Source organism: Paramagnetospirillum magneticum AMB-1 (assembly GCF_000009985.1).
GTDB lineage: Bacteria > Pseudomonadota > Alphaproteobacteria > Rhodospirillales > Magnetospirillaceae > Phaeospirillum > Phaeospirillum magneticum.
Genome location: NC_007626.1, coordinates 1,679,467 through 1,695,834, shown reverse-complemented (window position 1 = coordinate 1,695,834; position 16,368 = coordinate 1,679,467). Strand labels below are relative to the sequence as shown.

Genomic DNA, 16,368 nt, shown 5'->3' with positions numbered 1-16,368 from the left:
GGGATCGAGACCGAAGATCAAAGGAGGTCACATGAGAATCGCCGTCGCCACCCAGGACCGCCAGCGCGTCGACGCCCACTTCGCCAGCGCCAAGACCTTCATGTTCTACGACGTTGGCCCCGAAGGTCACAGCTTCCTCGAAGCGGTGCAGTTCGACAACGTCTCCGCCGAGGACGGCAACCACAAGGAAGACGGCGAGGACCGTCTGGCCGCCAAGATCTCCGCGCTGAAGGGCGCCGCCCTGCTGTTCTGCCGCGCCATCGGCGGCCCGGCCGCCGCCCGCGTGGTCCGCGTCAACGTCCACCCCATCAAGCTGCCCAACGACGAGCCCATCTCGGATGTGATCGAGCGGGTCCGCACCATGCTGAAGGGCAATCCGCCGCCGTGGCTGAGAAAGGCCATGCGCGACGGCGAGGCCGGCGACGAGCGCTTCGTCGACGACGACGAATAACCGACAGGAGTCCAGCCATGACCGCCACCGCCACCCAGGATCCCTTCATCAAGAATCTGTGCATGTTCATCCGCGCCCAGGACATGAGCGGGGCATGGGAATCCATGTCGGATGACGACGTGCTGGCGCCCTATATCCTTAGCAAGGAGCAGCGCCGGGAGATCCCGCTGTTCGGCGATCCCGACCCCGACATCCTGTGGCGGGTCGAGCAGTATTTCAACGCCATCGCCATGGCCATCGAGAACAAGACCGGCCGCGCCATCGCGCCGATCATGAAGATTCACCACGAAGGCTGGGGCCGCATGATCCTGACCGCCGGCAAGCTGGTGGCGGTCAATTCCTACATGCGCGAACTGCACCGCTTCGGCTTCGACTCGGTCGAGGCCATGAGCGCCAAGGCCCAGAAGCTCATCGATGAAGGCGTCGCCACCATTGAGAAGTATCCCGACGTCGCCGCCGCCTGACCTAAACCCAAGAGAGGGAGAGTTCCATGTCGTTTCGCCAATTCACCACCCGCGACGGGTCGGTCTGGATCCCCAAGTACCTGACCAAGATCAGCGCCGAGCTGTGCATCGGCTGCGGCCGCTGCTTCAAGGTCTGCACCCACAGCGTCATGAAGCTGATGGGCTTCAGCGAAGAGGGCGAGTACATCGACCCCGAAGAGGACGACGACGGCGAGATCGAGAAGACCGTCATGGCCATTGCCAATGAGGGCAATTGTATCGGCTGTGGCGCCTGTTTCGCCGTCTGCGGCACCAAGGCCCAGACTCACGAGCCGGTTCCGGCGTGAATGTGAGTGTCATCCCGACGACCTTCGGGAGGAGGGATCTCATTCTGGAACGCTCGGTCCGGATCGAAGCCGACGGTCCAGGAAGAGATCCCTCGCCAAGGCTCGGGATGACAACACCCTGTTCCAGGAGGACAAAGCCATGGCCAAGGAGATCTACGCCCGTCTGATGTCCGGCCCCGGCGGCGGCGATCCGTTCGACCGCCACCTGTTCGCCTGTGCCATCGCCATGGCCCTCTCCACGCCGGGAGAAAGCCTGACGGTGGGGCTTGGGCTTTCCGAGGAATGCCTGGCGGCGCTGGTGGGGCGAAGCTTCCCCCACGCCCCTGGCCTGCTTTCGGGATTGTCCCTGGACGGCCATGGCGACGAGCCGCTGACCATCGAGGAGCCCGATCTTCGCGCCCTGTTGCTGGAACACCGGACACGGGGCCTCATCGAGGAGGAATGGATGGCCCATGTGGTAGCGCGGCGTTGCCTGGGCGCCAACCACCTGTGGCAGGACCTGGGACTGACCAGCCGCGCCGATCTGTCCGGGCTGATGCGCCGCCACTTCCTCGGCCTGGCCGAGCTGAACAGCCGCGACATGAAGTGGAAGAAGTTCTTCTACCGCGAACTCTGCCAGAGGGAAGGCGTCATGATCTGCAAGTCGCCCAATTGCGAGGTCTGCACCGACTTCACCACCTGCTTCGGGGCCGAGGACGGCGTCTCGCTGCTTGTCGCAAAGTCGACATTGTCGGATTCCCCTCCCGCATCCTTCTAGTGTTTTCAATGCGCTAGCACTTGGCACCCTTCTTGCTGATCCAAAGGACAGGACATTGGTTCCGGCAAGGAGGACACAGTCATGATGAACCTGACCGACAAGGCCATCGACGTCATCCGCGAGGTCTGCAACGGCGAGTACCTGGGTCTGCGGATCATGGTCAACAAAAGCTGTTCGGGCTTTTCCTACAACATGGGACTGGAAGAGAACGCCGCCGAGGACGATCAGGTCCTGGAGTTCTCCGACGTGAAGGTGTTCATCGATCCCGGCTCGGCCCTGTGGCTGACGGGAGCGACCATGGATTACGTGGACAGCTCCGCCATGGGCTCGGGCTTCGTGTTCGACAATCCCAACCAGCCCCCCGCCCCCACCACCACCGCCGGCGGCGGCTGTTCCTGCGCCATGAAGAGCTGCGGCTAGGAGACCCCGCCATGACGAAGGCCGCCACCATCGTCATGAACGATACGACTCTGAGGGATGGAGAGCAGACCGCCGGGGTCGCGTTCCGCCTGGACGAGAAGCTGGATATCGCCCGGACGCTGGACATCGCCGGCGTACCGGAGATCGAGGTGGGCATTCCCGCCATGGGAGCCGAGGAACAGGCCGCCATCCGCAAGGTGGCGGGCCTCGGCCTCAAGGCCCGGCTGATCGCCTGGTGCCGGATGATGGAAGACGACCTGGAGGCGGCGGCGCTGTGCGACGTCGCCACCGTCAACCTGTCCATTCCGGTCTCCGACCTGCAACTGGCCGCCAAGATGGGCCGCGACCGCGCCTGGGCGCTGGAGCATATCCGCGTCATGGTGGGCAAGGCCCGCGCCATGGGCTTTGACGTCCTGGTGGGCGGCGAGGACAGCTCGCGCGCCGATCCGGCCTTCCTGGCCGATGTGGTGCGGGCCTGCGAGGCGGCGGGCGCCCAGCGCTTCCGCTTCGCCGATACCATGGGGATCATGGACCCCTTCGCCGTGCACGACGCCTTCCGCGCCCTGCGCGCCGCCACCTCCATGGAACTAGAAATTCACGCCCACGACGACCTGGGGCTGGCCACCGCCAATTCCCTGGCCGCCGTCCGGGGCGGCGCCACGCATGTGAGCACCACGGTCAACGGCCTGGGCGAGCGGGCCGGCAACGCCCCCCTGGAAGAGGTGGTGGTGGCGCTGGGCCACCTCTACGGCCGGGAAACCGGCATCGACAAGCGCCAGTTGGGCCGGGTGTCCAAGCTGGTGGCCGAGGCCTCGGGCCGCCCGGTGCCGGTGGACAAGAGCATCGTCGGCGAGAACATCTTCACCCACGAATCCGGCATCCATGTCAGCGGCCTGCTGCGCGATCCCCGCACCTATCAGGCGCTAGACCCGGCCGAGTTGGGCCGCGGCCACCGTCTGGTGCTGGGCAAGCATTCGGGCCTGACCTCGGTGCTGCACGCCTGCCGCGAGATCGGGCTGGAGGTGGATGCGGCGAAAGCCCGCGCCATGCTGGCCCAGGTCCGCCGCCACGCCTCGACCACCAAGACCATCCCCACCGCAGACGATTTGCGGCGTTTCGCCGGAACCGCCACCGCCATCACCGGAGTCCCGTCATGATCCTCGAGACCCTCGCCACCCTGTCGTCCGCCGAGCAGTTCTTCCAGACCCTGCAGGTTCCCTTCGACCAGTCGGTGCTCAACGTCAGCCGCCTGCACATCCTCAAGCGCTTCCGCGAGGTGCTGCGCAGCACCAATGTCGACGGCCTGGCCGAGTTCGAGGTGGAAGCGGTGGCCCGTGCCGCCCTGATCGAAGCCTACGAGGACTTCGCCGAGGGCCGCGGCACCAAGACCTTCAAGGTGTTCAAGGACGCCCATCCGGGCTTCGTGGGCCTGAACGAAATCCGCCCCATGGCGGCGCGGTAACGCCGCCCCTTCCTCTTCCATATTCCAAACCATCATGCCCGGACCTGTTCTGGGCATGATGGCTGGCGGCTGCATGGATCACCGGGTCAAGCCTGGTGATGGCGGCGGCGTCAGTCTTGAATTGAACATCCCCCAAAAAGGCGATCGGGCCGCCGCTTGCGCGGCGACCCGATCTGGCCGGTACTCCCCGGGGGGGATGGGGGGGGAGAGGAGCACCGGAAGAACCTGGAGGACGGGCTTCTAGCACGACTTAAAAAAGTTGCGCCACAAAATCAGCTACGGCATCCGCGAATAGCAGCTATGTCCTCCCATACAGGTCGGATATTCACACCTCACCCCCTGTAAATCTTCCGTTCATAAGCAATCCCCCCTCGCCCGCCGCCACGGTCACCGCGTCGCCATCCTTGACCACGCCTTCGAGAATCAGCCCGGCCAGGGGGTTCTGCAGGGCGCGCTGGATCACCCGCTTGAGGGGGCGGGCGCCATAGGCGGGGTCATAGCCCTTCTCGGCCAGCCATTCCATGGCACCGGCATCCAGGGACAGGGTGATCTTGCGATCGGCCAGCAAGGCGCGAAGGCGCTTCAGCTGGATGTCGACGATGCCCGACATGTCGCCACGCCCCAGGCGATGGAACAGCAGGATCTCATCCAGCCGGTTGAGGAATTCCGGGCGGAAGGAGGCGCGAACCACCTCCATGACCTCGGCGCGCACTTCCGCCGAATCATGGCCTTCCTCCTGGTTGGCGAGAATCTCCGAGCCCAGGTTGGAGGTCAGAACGATCAGGGTGTTGCGGAAATCCACGGTGCGGCCCTGGCCGTCGGTCAGGCGGCCGTCATCGAGGACCTGCAGCAGCACGTTGAAGACGTCCGGATGGGCCTTTTCCACCTCGTCGAACAAAATCACCTGATAAGGCCGGCGCCGTACCGCCTCGGTGAGCGCGCCGCCTTCCTCGTAGCCCACATAGCCGGGCGGCGCGCCGATCAGGCGGGCCACCGAATGCTTTTCCATGTACTCGCTCATGTCCATGCGGACCATGGCGGTCTCGTCGTCAAACATGAACTCGGCCAGGGCCTTGGTCAGCTCGGTCTTGCCCACGCCGGTGGGGCCGAGGAACAGAAACGAGCCGATGGGACGGTTGGGGTCCTGCAGGCCGGCACGCGCCCGGCGCACGGCGTTGGACACCGCCACCAGCGCCTCGCTCTGGCCGACCACCCGGGTCTTGAGGCGGCTTTCCATGCCCAGCAGCTTATCGCGCTCGCCCTGCAGCATCTTTTCCACCGGAATGCCGGTCCAGCGCGACACCACGCTGGCGATGTGCTCCTCGGTCACCGATTCGGTGAGCATGCGGCTTCCCGAATCCCCGCCGCCCTCGATGCGCTTTTCCAGGTCGGGAATGACCCCGAACTTCAGCTCGCCGGCCCGCGCCCAGTTGGAGGCGCGTTCGGCATTGGCCAGTTCGATGCGGGCCTCTTCCAGCTGTTCCTTGACCTTGGTGGAATCGGCCAACTGGCTTTTCTCGGCCCGCCAGCGCTCGGACATGTCGAAGGATTCCCGTTCGAGCTGATTCAGCTCCACCTCCAGCTTGCCCAGGCGATCGCGGGAGCCGGCATCGCTTTCCTTGCGCAGCGCCTCGCGCTCGATCTTCAGTTGGACGATGCGGCGGTCCAGCTCGTCCAGGGCCTCGGGCTTGGAATCGATCTGCATGCGCAGCCGCGAGGCCGCCTCGTCCACCAGATCGATGGCCTTGTCCGGCAGGAAGCGGTCGGTGATGTAGCGGTTGGAGAGCGTCGCCGCCGAGACCAGGGCGCCGTCGGCGATGCGCACCCCGTGGTGCAATTCGTACTTCTCCTTCAGGCCGCGCAAGATGGAGACGGTGTCCTCCACCCCCGGCTCGGAGACGAAGACCGGCTGGAAGCGCCGCGCCAGGGCGGCGTCCTTTTCCACATGCTTGCGGTATTCGTTCAGCGTGGTGGCGCCGATGCAGTGCAATTCGCCGCGCGCCAAAGCGGGCTTCAACAGGTTGGAGGCGTCCATGGAGCCTTCGGCAGCGCCCGCGCCGATCAGGGTGTGCATCTCGTCGATGAACAGCACCACCTCGCCATTGGCGGCGGTGACCTCGGTGAGGACCGCCTTCAGGCGCTCCTCGAACTCACCCCTGAACTTGGCACCGGCCACCAGGGCGCCGAGGTCGAGGACCATCAGGCGCTTGTTCTTCAAGGTCTCGGGCACGTCGCCGTTGATGATGCGGATGGCCAGGCCTTCCACGATGGCGGTTTTGCCCACGCCGGGCTCGCCGATCAGCACCGGATTGTTCTTGGTGCGGCGGCTCAAGACCTGGATGGTGCGGCGAATCTCCTCGTCGCGGCCGATGACGGGATCGAGCTTGCCGTCGCGGGCCGCCTGGGTCAGGTCGCGGGCGTACTTCTTCAGGGCGTCGTAGCTGTCCTCGGCCGAGGCCGAATTGGCCTTGCGGCCCTTGCGGACATCCTCGATGGCATGGTTGAGGCCCTGGGGCGTGACGCCGGCCTCGGCCAGCACCTTGGCCGTGGAGGTTCCGGTGGCCAGGGTCAGCGCCAGCAGCAGCCGCTCGGCGGTGACGAAGGAATCCCCGGCCTTGTCGGCCAGCTGCACCGCCTGATCCAGCAGGCGGGCCAGTTCGGGGGCAAGATGGACGCCGCCGGCGCCGGGGCCTTCCACCTTGGGCAGCTTGCCCAGCTCGGTCTCGACGCCTTTCAGCGCCCGCACGGGGTCACCTCCCGCGGCGCGGATCAGGTTGGCGGCCAGACCTTCCTTGTCGGCCAGCAGCACCTGGGCCAGATGCTCCGGCGTCAGGCGCTGGTGTCCGCTGCGCAATGCCAGGGTCTGAGCCGACTGGATGAAACCCTTGCAGCGTTCGGTAAATTTCTCGAAATCCATCTTTGCCCTCATCGTTCGAGCGGCGGCGGAACCGTCCCTTCAAGAGGCAACGGTCCAGGCGTCTGCCTTTTCTCCGCTTGATATGGAGCGATTCGGCCAAGCCGCAAGCCGGCTTTGCCGCCCCCCTTTCCCCACCCGTCCGAAATCCACACGGAGATTATGGTTGACCGTCCACAGCCCCCCTCCCCAAGATAAAGACGACATGAGGAACATCAAATATGACAAGGGGCAGAAAGCCGCAGAATGATCATGATTCGTTGAAATTTGCTTCAAATTGTCATCCTGCCGTAATGTTGGTCGTCGTGCGGCACTTGCCCACATTTTGCACCGCACAAGAGTAGGCCGTCCGTATGATTTTAGAACTATTCCTTATCGAATATTTTTTTCTTGATTTGAAACGCCAATCGTCATGACATCTGCCACGCCATCATCCTGAGGAGGGAGAGCAGAATGGGCGCGTCGAAGACTTGCTGCGGATGTGAGGCTTGGTCTTCGCCTCGACGCGAGCCGATGCGCGACGTCCTGGGAAAGCGCTGCCCCTTCCCCACCCTGTCGTCCCGGTTCTCCCTGGCCAAGGGCAAGAACCTCTATCACCAGGGCGACCTGGTGGGAGGCGCCTATAGCCTGGCCACCGGCATGGTGGCGCTGGAGCGGGTGGACGAGGACGGCGATCTGGTCATCTTGAAAATTCTCCATCCCGGCTCGTTCTTTCCCTGCGCCAACATGCTGGGCGGCAACTTTCATGAAAGCGCGGCGCGGGCTCTGACCGATATCTCCGGCTGCTTCGTGCCGGCCGAGCGGCTGACTACCGCCTTGCACGACGACCCTTCGGTCGGGCTGGCCTTGCTGAAGCTCAGCGCGGCGGAAATCCGCGAGAACGAGGACGCCATCTTCCGCCTGTGCAGCGCCGATCTGCCCGACCGGGTGCTGTCCACTCTGAGCGCCCTGGCGGCCGAGACCGGAGGGCACGAGTCCAATGGCGACCTGTCGCTGGACCTGCCCATGTCGTGGCGCGATCTAGCGGCCATGGTGGGCACCGGGCCGGAGGTGATCTCGCGCCTGCTGCGCCGCCTGGCCGATGCCGGGCATCTCTCGTTCCAGGGGCGGCACGTCACCTTGCATGCCCAGGGCTCCCGCCCAGCCGCCCCCTATTCCTGATCCTTGGCGAACGCCCTGACGACCGGCTGCGAGGCGGCATCCGGCGAAGGGATGTTGCATTCCCGTTGCGGCCTGGTTAGTTTATTTTACCATTGATCAGCCGCCGGTCGCATTCATGGCCCATGGCGGCATTCCGCATGATGGAGCCCCCATGCGCCAGCCCCGCCCCACGCTGTCATGAGCATCGAATTCGACACCCGCTTCGGCCAGGAACTGTGCGAGGTCTTCTCGGCTGAGCTTGGCCTGGTCTGCAGCTTCATGGGCGAGGAGGGCCGCATCGTCGCCTCCAGCGTCAAGGAGCGCATCGGCACCAATCACGCCATCGCCGCCCGCATCATGCGGGGCGAGATGGAGGAGTACGGCGTCACCAAGGAAGAGGCGGCCAAATCCTCGGGAATGCGCGAGGGCGTCAACATGGGCGTGGACTTCGAAGGCACCCGGCTGATCAATTTCGGCATCGCCGGCCCCTTGGAGACCGTGCGCCCCCTGGCCCGCATCGTGCGCTTCTGCGTCACCTCGCTGCTGCGCATCCGCCAGGAGGAGACTACCATCGTCGCCGCCTTCGCCCGCGAGACCGGCGGGATCGGCAAGCAGATGATCGAGATCGCCGAGGACATCGACGAGGTGGCCACCAAGGTCGCCGACCAGCACGCCCTGCTGGCCGAACTGCAACAGGGCATCCGCGCCCTGTCGGACGCCAACCAGCGCATCGTCGCCGCCATGGAGGAGACCCTGGCCGGAGCCACCGCCGCCTCGGCCGAGGCAGAGACCTCGCGGCAAAGAGTGCGGGGCTCGCTGGGCGACATCGACGAGGTAGTGCGCATGGTCACCGACGGGCGCGGCCTGCTGCTGGACCTCCAGGACGCCATGGGCAACGTGGTGGGCGTGGCCCAGGGCATCGGCCATATCGCCCGGCAGACCAACCTGCTGGCGCTGAACGCCACCATCGAGGCGGCGCGGGCGGGCGAACACGGCAAGGGCTTTGCCGTGGTGGCGGGCGAGGTCAAGGAATTGTCGCGCCGCGCCGGCTCGGCCAGCGCCGAAATCCGCCAGACCCTGGAAGGCCTGACCGGCACCGCCGGCAAGCTGGTGGAGCAGGGCGACCACAGCGCCACCAAGGCCGGCGGCCTGACCGCCGAGACGGCGGCCATCGCCGACACCATGGACCATATCCGCACCTCCCTGGCCGAGATGGCCGGGCGGGTGGAGAATGTGGCGGCGGACGCATCATCCATCCATGACCGCTCGTCCGGCCTCTCGGCCGAGATCGATCAGGCGGCCGAGGCGCTGGCGGAATTCCGCACCCGCCTGGACGCCACCCGGTCGCGGCTTCAGGACCTGCTCGACGCCGGGGAACGACTGGTGGTGCTGACCGCCGAGGCCGGCATCGAAACCCAGGAAACCCCGTTCGTCGCCCTGGCGCGGGAAAAGGCGCGGGAGATCGGCGCCCTGTTCGAGCAGGAACTGGCCAAGGGCGCGCTGTCGCCCGACGATCTGTTCGACGAGGCCTATCAGCCGGTCCCGGGGAGCAACCCTCCCCAGTACACCACCCGCTTCACCGCCCTGGCCGACCGCGTGCTGCCCGCCGTCCAGGAGGCGGTCAAAGCGGGGAACGGGCGCATCATGTTCTGCACCGCCGTGGACCGGAACGGCTATCTGCCGACCCATAACCTGGAATTCTCCAAGCCCCAGGGCGGCGACCCCGCCTGGAACGCCGCCCATTGCCGCAACCGCCGCAAATTCGACGATGCCGTCGGCCTCAAGGCGGCCCGCAATACCAATCCCTTCGCCGTGCAGAGCTATCGCCGCGACATGGGCGGCGGCAAGCAGGCCCTGATGCTCGACGTCTCCGCCCCCATCCTGGTCAACGGCCGCCACTGGGGGGCGCTGCGCATCGGCTATGTGTAAAGCGTCCCTGCCCCGTCATTCCGGCTCAAGGCCGGGATGACGGGGCGCCGGACCCTAATCCGATTCGTGCTTGTGGTGGTGACCGTGATCCTCCACCTCGGCAACGCGCAGGATGTTGGTGGTGCCGGAATGGCCGAAGGGCACGCCGGCGGTGATCACCACCCGGTCGCCGACCCGGGCGAAGCCCTCGCTTTGGGCGAAATGCACCGCCTTGGTCACCATCTCGGTAAAGCTGCGCACATCCTTGGCCATGATGGAGTGCGCCCCCCACACCAGGGCCATCTGGCGGGCCACCTCGATATCGGCGGTCACCGACAGGATCGGCTGCTCGGGCCGCTCGCGGGCGGCACGTAGCGTGGTGGAACCCGACGAGGTGTAGGTGACGATGGCCGCCGCCCCCAGGGTGTGGGCCACCTGCCGCGCCGCCGCGCTGATGGCGTCGCGGGTGGTGTGCTCGGGGTCCAGGCGCGAGGCATCGGTGATGAGCTGATAGTTGTTGTCATGCTCCACCTGCTGGATGATGCGGTCCATCATGGTGACCGCCTCCAGGGGATACTCGCCCGAGGCGGTCTCCGCCGACAGCATCACCGCATCCGAGCCGTCATAGACGGCGGTGGCCACGTCCGAGGCCTCGGCGCGGGTGGGCGACGGCGAGTGAACCATGGAATCCAGCATCTGGGTGGCGACCACCACCGGCTTGCCGGCCCGGCGACAGGCCTTGATGATGCGCTTTTGCAGAATCGGCACGGTCTCGGGCGGGCATTCCACGCCAAGATCGCCGCGTGCCACCATCACGGCGTCGGACCATTCGATGATCGCCGCCAGATGCTCGATGGCCGAGGGCTTTTCCAGCTTGGACAGGATGCGCACGCGTGAGCCCACATAGGCGCCGATCAGCCGCCGGGCCTCCTGCACGTCCGACGGCCGCTGGACGAAGGACAGGGCGATCCAGTCGGCCCCCATCTCCACGGCGAATTCCAGGTCGCGGCGATCCTTCTCGGTCAGGGGCGAGATGGGCAGCATGACGTTGGGGACGTTGACGCCCTTGTGATTGGAAATCTCGCCGCCCACCACCACGCGGGTCTCGGCGAAATCGGCGCCGCAGGATTCGACGGTCAGCCGCAGCTTGCCGTCGTCGATCAGCAGCTCGCTGCCGGGCTTCAGCGCCGCGAACACCTCGGGATGATGCAGCGGGGCGCGGGCGGCGGTGCCCAGCGCCTCGTCCATGTCCAGGCGGAAGGCGGCCCCGCTCTCCAGCCGGGCGCGCCGCCTTCGAAATCGCCGACGCGGAGCTTGGGGCCCTGCAGGTCGGCCAGAATGGCGATGGCCGCTTCACCTTCTTCTCCAACTCGCGGATGGTGAAGATGCGGAGCTTGTGGTCGTCGTGGCTGCCGTGGCTGAAATTCAGACGGAAGACGTCGGCACCCGCCATGAAAAGGCTCTCGATGGCTTCGGGCGTGGAACTGGCCGGACCGAGAGTGGCAATGATCTTCGCTTTGCGTGCGCGTCGCATGGGGTACCCCTTAACGTCTTCCCGGCCCCAAGCATAGCAGAGGCTCCACGGGCGGCAACCTCGCCCATGTCTCAATCTGGTGACGGATTGCCGTAATACCAGCCGTCGACATATTCGACCGCTGGACGGCCGCGAATGCGGCCGCGCCGCTTATGCGGCGGGAGCCATGAATGAGGGGCCGACAAGGCGTCAGCCTTTTCGGCCGTTGGTATAATTATGACGGCTGGCGGGAGTAGCGGGCCAGGACGAAACCCAGATGGGCGCGCATGGCCTCCTCGGCCGCCGCCGGGTCCCGGGCCTTGATGGCGTCGAAGATGGCCCGGTGCTGACCCAGGATGATCTTGTCGTCCTCGCGCGACGGGAACAGCTCATAGCGGTGGTAGTCGACCATCTGGTGCAGGATGCCGCGGATCACCGCCATGATATGGAGATAGATTCCCGACCCCGCAGCCTTGGCGATGGCCAGGTGAAAGCAGACGTCGTTCTCGCTTTTATGGGCCCCGCCGGAAATATCGGCTTCGGTGGCCTCCATGATGCGGGACAGCTCGGCCAGATCGGCCTCGCTGCGGTTCCGCGCCGCGCGGCCCACCGCCCAGGCCTCGAGAATCGCCCGGATCTCCGCCAGATCATGCAGATTGTCGCGGCTGACCCGAACCAGTTCCAGGATGCCGGGATCCATGGCGGCCGAGCTGGCGATCACCCTGGTGCCGCCGCCTTGGACCGCATCCAGCAGCCCCTGGGTCTTCAGGGATTGCAGCGCGGCCCGAATGGAGACGCGACTGACGCCCATTTCTTCGGCCAGTTGCCGCTCGCCGGGAAGGCGGTGGCCCGGCCCCCATTCTCCCGAAGCGATGCGGGCCAGAATCCGGTCTGCGACCTGATCCGATACGCGTGCGCCGTTGCCGGCCTTGGGCTTGGAGTTCATGGTCCACGCCCCCCATTTCTTTGCTATGCTCCCGATGGTGCGCCCAGCACAAGACGGCGTCAAGCCGTGGCGGCGCACTTTTTGGGACTTCGCTTTTAAGCAATTCGGTACTACAATACCGACAAAATAAGAAGTGATAAGCCTGGATAAATCATACGAAGTGGGAGGAACTTCATGAATTGGAAACGTACGGCCGGGGCTGCCCTGGCGGTGATGTCGGGTCTTGGCTACGCGGCCTCCGCTCTGGCGGCCGACCCCATCAAGATCGGCATGTTCCTGTCCGTCACCGGACAGATGTCGCCCATGGGCGACCCCCAGAAGCGCACCTTCGACTACATGATCGAGAAGATCAACGCCCAGGGCGGCGTGCTGGGCCGCAAGGTGGAAGCCGTCATCTATGACGACGGGTCCGAGCCGGAAAAGGCCGCCACCTTCGTCAAGCGCCTGATCGACAACGACAAGGTCGACCTCATCATCGGCGGGTCGGGCACGCCCACCTCCATGGCGGTGCTGGGTCTGATCGAACGCGCCGAGGTGCCCTATCTGTCCCTGGGCGGCGGCACCGCCATCGGCGACCCGGTGCGCAAGTGGACCTTCAAGTTCCCGCAATCGGACCGGCTGGCCGCCGAGAAGGTTCTGGTGGACCTGAAGAAGCGCGGCCTGACCAAGATCGCCCTGCTGTCCGAGAATGTCGGCTTCGGCAAGTCCGGTCACGACCAGACCGTCAAGCTGGCCCCCCAGCACGGCATCGAGATCCTGATCGACGAGGTCTACTCGCCCAAGGATCCCGACGTCACCCCGCAGCTGACCAAGATCCGCGGCACTGCGGGCGTCCAGGCCCTGTTCATCTTCGGAACCGGCACCGGCCCGGCCGTGGTGACCAAGAATCTGCGGCAGATGGGCCTGAACCTGCCCACCTATCAGTCCCACGGCGTGGCCTCCAAGGAGTTCCTGCGTCTGGTCGGCACCGCCGCCGACGGCATGCGCCTGCCGGCGGGTGCCCAGGCGGTGGCCGAACAGCTACCGGCCAACGATCCGCAGAAGGCGGTGACCATGGCCTTCAAGAAGGAATACGAGGAGAAGAACAAGCCGCTGGAAGCCGGCCCCCTGCCCGGTCACGGCCTTGACGCCCTGATGATGGCCATGGACGCCTTCAAGCGGGCCGGCACCACCGACAAGGCCAAGGTCCGCGACGCCATCGAGCAGACCAAGGGCTTCGTCGCCACCACCGGCATCTTCACCTATTCCCCCACCGACCACATGGGCCTGGGCCTCGACGCCTTCCACATGGTCGACATCAAGAACGGCGATTGGGTCATCGCCGACTGATCTTCCGCGTGAAACAGGCGGGTCGCCCACGACGGCGGCCCGCCACCTTCAGGATTTGACCCCATGAATGCTGCCGACGAAATTCTCGGCCCCAGCCTCGGCTCGGGTCGCGGGGAGAGCCTTGCCATCATCTGCGGCGAGCAGACCCTGACCTACGACCAGTTGAACCGGCTGGCTTGCCGTTTCGGCAACGCCATGCTGGCCGCCGGCGTCCAGCGCCAGCAGCCCGTCCTGCTGCTGCTCGACGATGGCCCCGAACTGGTGGCCGCCTATCTGGGCGCCATGAAGGCCGGGTTGGTGGCGGTGGCTCTCAATACCCGCCTGTCGCCCAAGGACCTGTCCCATGCGCTGGGCGACAGCGGCGCGCCGCTGCTGCTGGCCGAGACCGCCCTGAAGGATCTGGCCGCCGAATCCCTGGCCCTGGCCCACGCCTCGGCCCGCATGGTAACCACCGATGAACTGGACGCCTTCCTGGAAGGCGCGTCCGACCAGTTGGTCTCGGCCGACATGGGGCCGGAGGACATGGCCCTGTGGATGTACACGTCCGGCACCACCGGCCAGCCCAAGGGCGCCGTGCATGTCCATGGCTCCATTCCCTTGGGCGAGCGCCATGTGCGGGAGAATCTCGGCCTTTTGCCCGGCGACCGCATCTTTTCCACCTCCAAGCTGTTCTTCGCCTATCCCCTGGGCCATTGCCTGATCGGGGCATTGCGCTGCGGCGGCACCCTGGTGCTGCATCGCGGCTGGCCCGATGCGACGGCCGCCGCCGAGGTCATCGCCCGCACCCGGCCCAAGCTGGTCCTGTCGGTCCCCTCGCTCTACCGCATCATGCTGAAGGACGGCGTGGGGTCGTCCCCAGCCTTCCGCGAGGTCCGCACCTGGGTCTCGGCGGGCGAGAACCTGCCGGCCGATCTGTGCCGCCGCTGGATGGAGGAAACCGGCGGCCTGATGCTCGAAGGCATCGGCGCCACCGAGGCCCTGTTCCTATTCATCGCCAGCACGCCGACGGCCATGAAGCCCGGCGCCTGCGGCCGTCCCCTGCCTTGGGCCGAGGCACAGTTGCGCTCGCCATCGGGCGAAGTCATCGCCGCGCCCGATACCCCCGGCGATTTGTGGGTGCGCATGGATTCCCTGTTCCGCCGCTACCACAACCGCCCCGACGTCACCCAGCGGGTGCTGAAGGACGGCTGGTGGAAGACCGGCGACGTCTTCAGCTTCGATGCCGAGGGCTGGTGGAGCCCCCAGGGGCGCTCCGACGACATGATCAAGGTCTCCGGCCAGTGGGTCAGCCCGTCCGAGGTGGAGGAAGCCGCCCTGATGGTGCCCGGCGTCGCCGATGCCGTGGCGGTGGGCATTCCCAACGAGGACGGGCTGGTGCGTCTGGTGCTCTACGCCGTGGCCGAGGCGGGCGAGCACGAGCCCCTCCTGGAAACCCGCATCGTCGAGACCCTGCGCTCCAAGCTGGCCATCTACAAATGCCCGCGCAATGTCCGCTTCCTGGAAACCATCCCCCGCACCGCCACCGGCAAGGTGCAGCGGTTCAAGCTGAGAGAGGCGGGGGCCTGAGACGATACGGGGCTCCCGCCCCGTAACCCCGGCCGGAGGCGATGCCTCCGGACCTCTCTTTGATTTATGGGTATAAAGGGGGTCCGGGGCATCGCCCCGGATGGGTTCGGGCGATAGCCCGACAAGACGGAGTGCTCGCCATGAAAGCCATCCTCTGCGATCAATTCGGCGGTTCCGAGGTGATGCGCCTGGCCGAGATCGAGACGCCCGCTCCCGGTCCGGGCGAGGTACTGATCCGAATCCATGCCGCCGGGGTCAATCCGGTGGACTGGAAGATCCGCGAAGGCGGGCTGGCGCGCCTGTTTCCCTGCAAGTTCCCGCTGATCCCCGGCTGGGACGCCGCCGGCACCGTCGCCGCGCTGGGCGACGGGGTGACCGGCCTGTCCCTGGGCGAGCGGGTGTGGTCCTACTGCCGCAAGCCCGAGATCCAATGGGGCACCTACGCCGAATACGTGGTGATGAGCGCCTACGGCGTGGCGCCCATGCCGGCCGGCTTCACCTTTGCCCAGGCCTGCACCGTACCGCTGGCCGCGCTGACCGCCTGGCAATCCCTGCTGGAGGTGGCGGGCCTGCGTCCGGGCCAGAGCGTGCTGATCCATGCCGGAGCGGGCGGCGTAGGCGGCTTTGCCATTCCCATCGCCAAATGGGTGGGCGCCACGGTGATCGCCACCGCCAAAGCCGGCAATCACGACTATGTCCGCTCTCTGGGGGCCGACCACGTCATCGACTACTCGGCCACCGACTTCGTCGCCGCCACCCGAGCCCTGGTCCCGGACGGCGTGGACATGGCGTTCGGCACGGTGGGCGGCGAGGTGCTGACCCGCTCCTACGAGGTGGTGAAGCCGGGCGGCATCCTGGTCTCCATCACCGACAAGACCGACAAGGATCTGGCCGAGCGCCTGGGGATTCGCTGCAAATACGTCTTCGTCAAACCCGATGGCGGCCATCTGCGGCGCCTGGCCGGCTTGGCCGAGCAGGGAATTCTCAGAATCCCCGAGATCGTCGAGATGCCCCTGTCCCGCGCGGCGCAAGCGCTGGACCTGTCGCGCACCGGGCATGTGCGCGGCAAGATCGTGTTGACTATCGGCTGAAACGCCTCATGTCATCCCGAGCACAGGCGAGGGATCTCCGCCTGGAGCATTGGTGCCGGTTGGGAATAGCCGCGCCAGGAC

At 66.1% G+C, this 16,368-nt stretch carries 14 protein-coding genes and 1 pseudogene; 12 read left to right on the top strand and 3 right to left on the bottom strand.

Features of this window, described 5'->3' with window-relative positions; all coding sequences use genetic code 11:
* Positions 1 to 31: 31 nt before the first annotated feature.
* The 7 genes from nifX to nifW all read left to right on the top strand — a co-directional run bounded on the left by nifX (position 32) and on the right by nifW (position 3,880).
* Positions 32 to 451, top strand: a complete 420-nt coding sequence (gene nifX / locus AMB_RS07900; protein ID WP_148207337.1) for a nitrogen fixation protein NifX — start codon at positions 32 to 34, stop codon at positions 449 to 451.
* A gap of 17 nt (positions 452 to 468) precedes the next feature.
* A complete protein-coding gene (locus tag AMB_RS07895) occupies positions 469 to 915 on the top strand; it encodes a NifX-associated nitrogen fixation protein (protein ID WP_011383976.1) in 447 nt (148 codons plus the stop codon).
* A 26-nt stretch (positions 916 to 941) separates the two neighbouring features.
* Positions 942 to 1,241, top strand: a complete 300-nt coding sequence (fdxB, locus tag AMB_RS07890; protein WP_011383975.1) for a ferredoxin III, nif-specific — start codon at positions 942 to 944, stop codon at positions 1,239 to 1,241.
* A 139-nt stretch (positions 1,242 to 1,380) separates the two neighbouring features.
* Entirely contained in the window at positions 1,381 to 1,998 is a 618-nt protein-coding gene (locus AMB_RS07885) for a nitrogen fixation protein NifQ (protein ID WP_011383974.1), read from the top strand.
* Between the two features lie 81 nt (positions 1,999 to 2,079).
* Complete coding sequence (locus AMB_RS07880; RefSeq protein WP_011383973.1) at positions 2,080 to 2,418, top strand: HesB/IscA family protein; 339 nt, start codon at positions 2,080 to 2,082, stop codon at positions 2,416 to 2,418.
* 11 nt (positions 2,419 to 2,429) lie between these two features.
* A complete protein-coding gene (gene nifV / locus AMB_RS07875; protein ID WP_011383972.1) occupies positions 2,430 to 3,575 on the top strand; it encodes a homocitrate synthase in 1,146 nt (381 codons plus the stop codon).
* Positions 3,572 to 3,880 carry a nitrogenase-stabilizing/protective protein NifW gene (gene nifW, locus AMB_RS07870; protein ID WP_011383971.1) on the top strand — a complete coding sequence of 103 codons (309 nt, stop codon included), beginning with the start codon at positions 3,572 to 3,574 and terminating at the stop codon, positions 3,878 to 3,880. The genes nifV and nifW overlap by 4 nt, the downstream gene beginning before the upstream one ends.
* Positions 3,881 to 4,205: 325 nt before the next feature.
* On the opposite strand, the gene clpB is transcribed toward nifW, so the two are convergent.
* A complete protein-coding gene (gene clpB, locus AMB_RS07865) occupies positions 4,206 to 6,797 on the bottom strand; it encodes an ATP-dependent chaperone ClpB (RefSeq protein WP_043743817.1) in 2,592 nt (863 codons plus the stop codon).
* Positions 6,798 to 7,307: 510 nt separating this feature from the next.
* On the opposite strand from clpB, the gene AMB_RS07860 reads away from it, so the two are divergent.
* Both AMB_RS07860 and AMB_RS07855 read left to right on the top strand, forming a co-directional pair.
* A complete protein-coding gene (locus tag AMB_RS07860; protein ID WP_231849023.1) occupies positions 7,308 to 7,955 on the top strand; it encodes a Crp/Fnr family transcriptional regulator in 648 nt (215 codons plus the stop codon).
* Positions 7,956 to 8,132: 177 nt separating this feature from the next.
* Positions 8,133 to 9,863 carry a methyl-accepting chemotaxis protein gene (locus tag AMB_RS07855; RefSeq protein ID WP_050750664.1) on the top strand — a complete coding sequence of 577 codons (1,731 nt, stop codon included), beginning with the start codon at positions 8,133 to 8,135 and terminating at the stop codon, positions 9,861 to 9,863.
* A 54-nt stretch (positions 9,864 to 9,917) separates the two neighbouring features.
* On the opposite strand, the pseudogene pyk reads toward AMB_RS07855, so the two are convergent.
* Both pyk and AMB_RS07845 read right to left on the bottom strand, forming a co-directional pair.
* A pseudogene (gene pyk / locus AMB_RS07850) lies at positions 9,918 to 11,376 on the bottom strand (pyruvate kinase).
* A gap of 214 nt (positions 11,377 to 11,590) precedes the next feature.
* Positions 11,591 to 12,301, bottom strand: coding sequence for a FadR/GntR family transcriptional regulator (locus AMB_RS07845; protein ID WP_043743813.1), 711 nt, complete (start codon positions 12,299 to 12,301; stop codon positions 11,591 to 11,593).
* A gap of 174 nt (positions 12,302 to 12,475) precedes the next feature.
* Here AMB_RS07845 and AMB_RS07840 point away from each other — a divergent pair, with 174 nt between their 5' ends.
* The 3 genes from AMB_RS07840 (at position 12,476) to AMB_RS07830 (ending at position 16,287) form a co-directional block, all read left to right on the top strand.
* Positions 12,476 to 13,630 carry an ABC transporter substrate-binding protein gene (locus AMB_RS07840; protein ID WP_011383962.1) on the top strand — a complete coding sequence of 385 codons (1,155 nt, stop codon included), beginning with the start codon at positions 12,476 to 12,478 and terminating at the stop codon, positions 13,628 to 13,630.
* Positions 13,631 to 13,693: 63 nt separating this feature from the next.
* Complete coding sequence (locus AMB_RS07835) at positions 13,694 to 15,196, top strand: AMP-binding protein (protein WP_011383961.1); 1,503 nt, start codon at positions 13,694 to 13,696, stop codon at positions 15,194 to 15,196.
* Between the two features lie 140 nt (positions 15,197 to 15,336).
* Positions 15,337 to 16,287: an NADP-dependent oxidoreductase gene (locus AMB_RS07830; RefSeq protein ID WP_043743809.1), complete on the top strand. Its 951-nt coding sequence runs from the start codon at positions 15,337 to 15,339 to the stop codon at positions 16,285 to 16,287.
* Positions 16,288 to 16,368 lie beyond the last annotated feature (81 nt).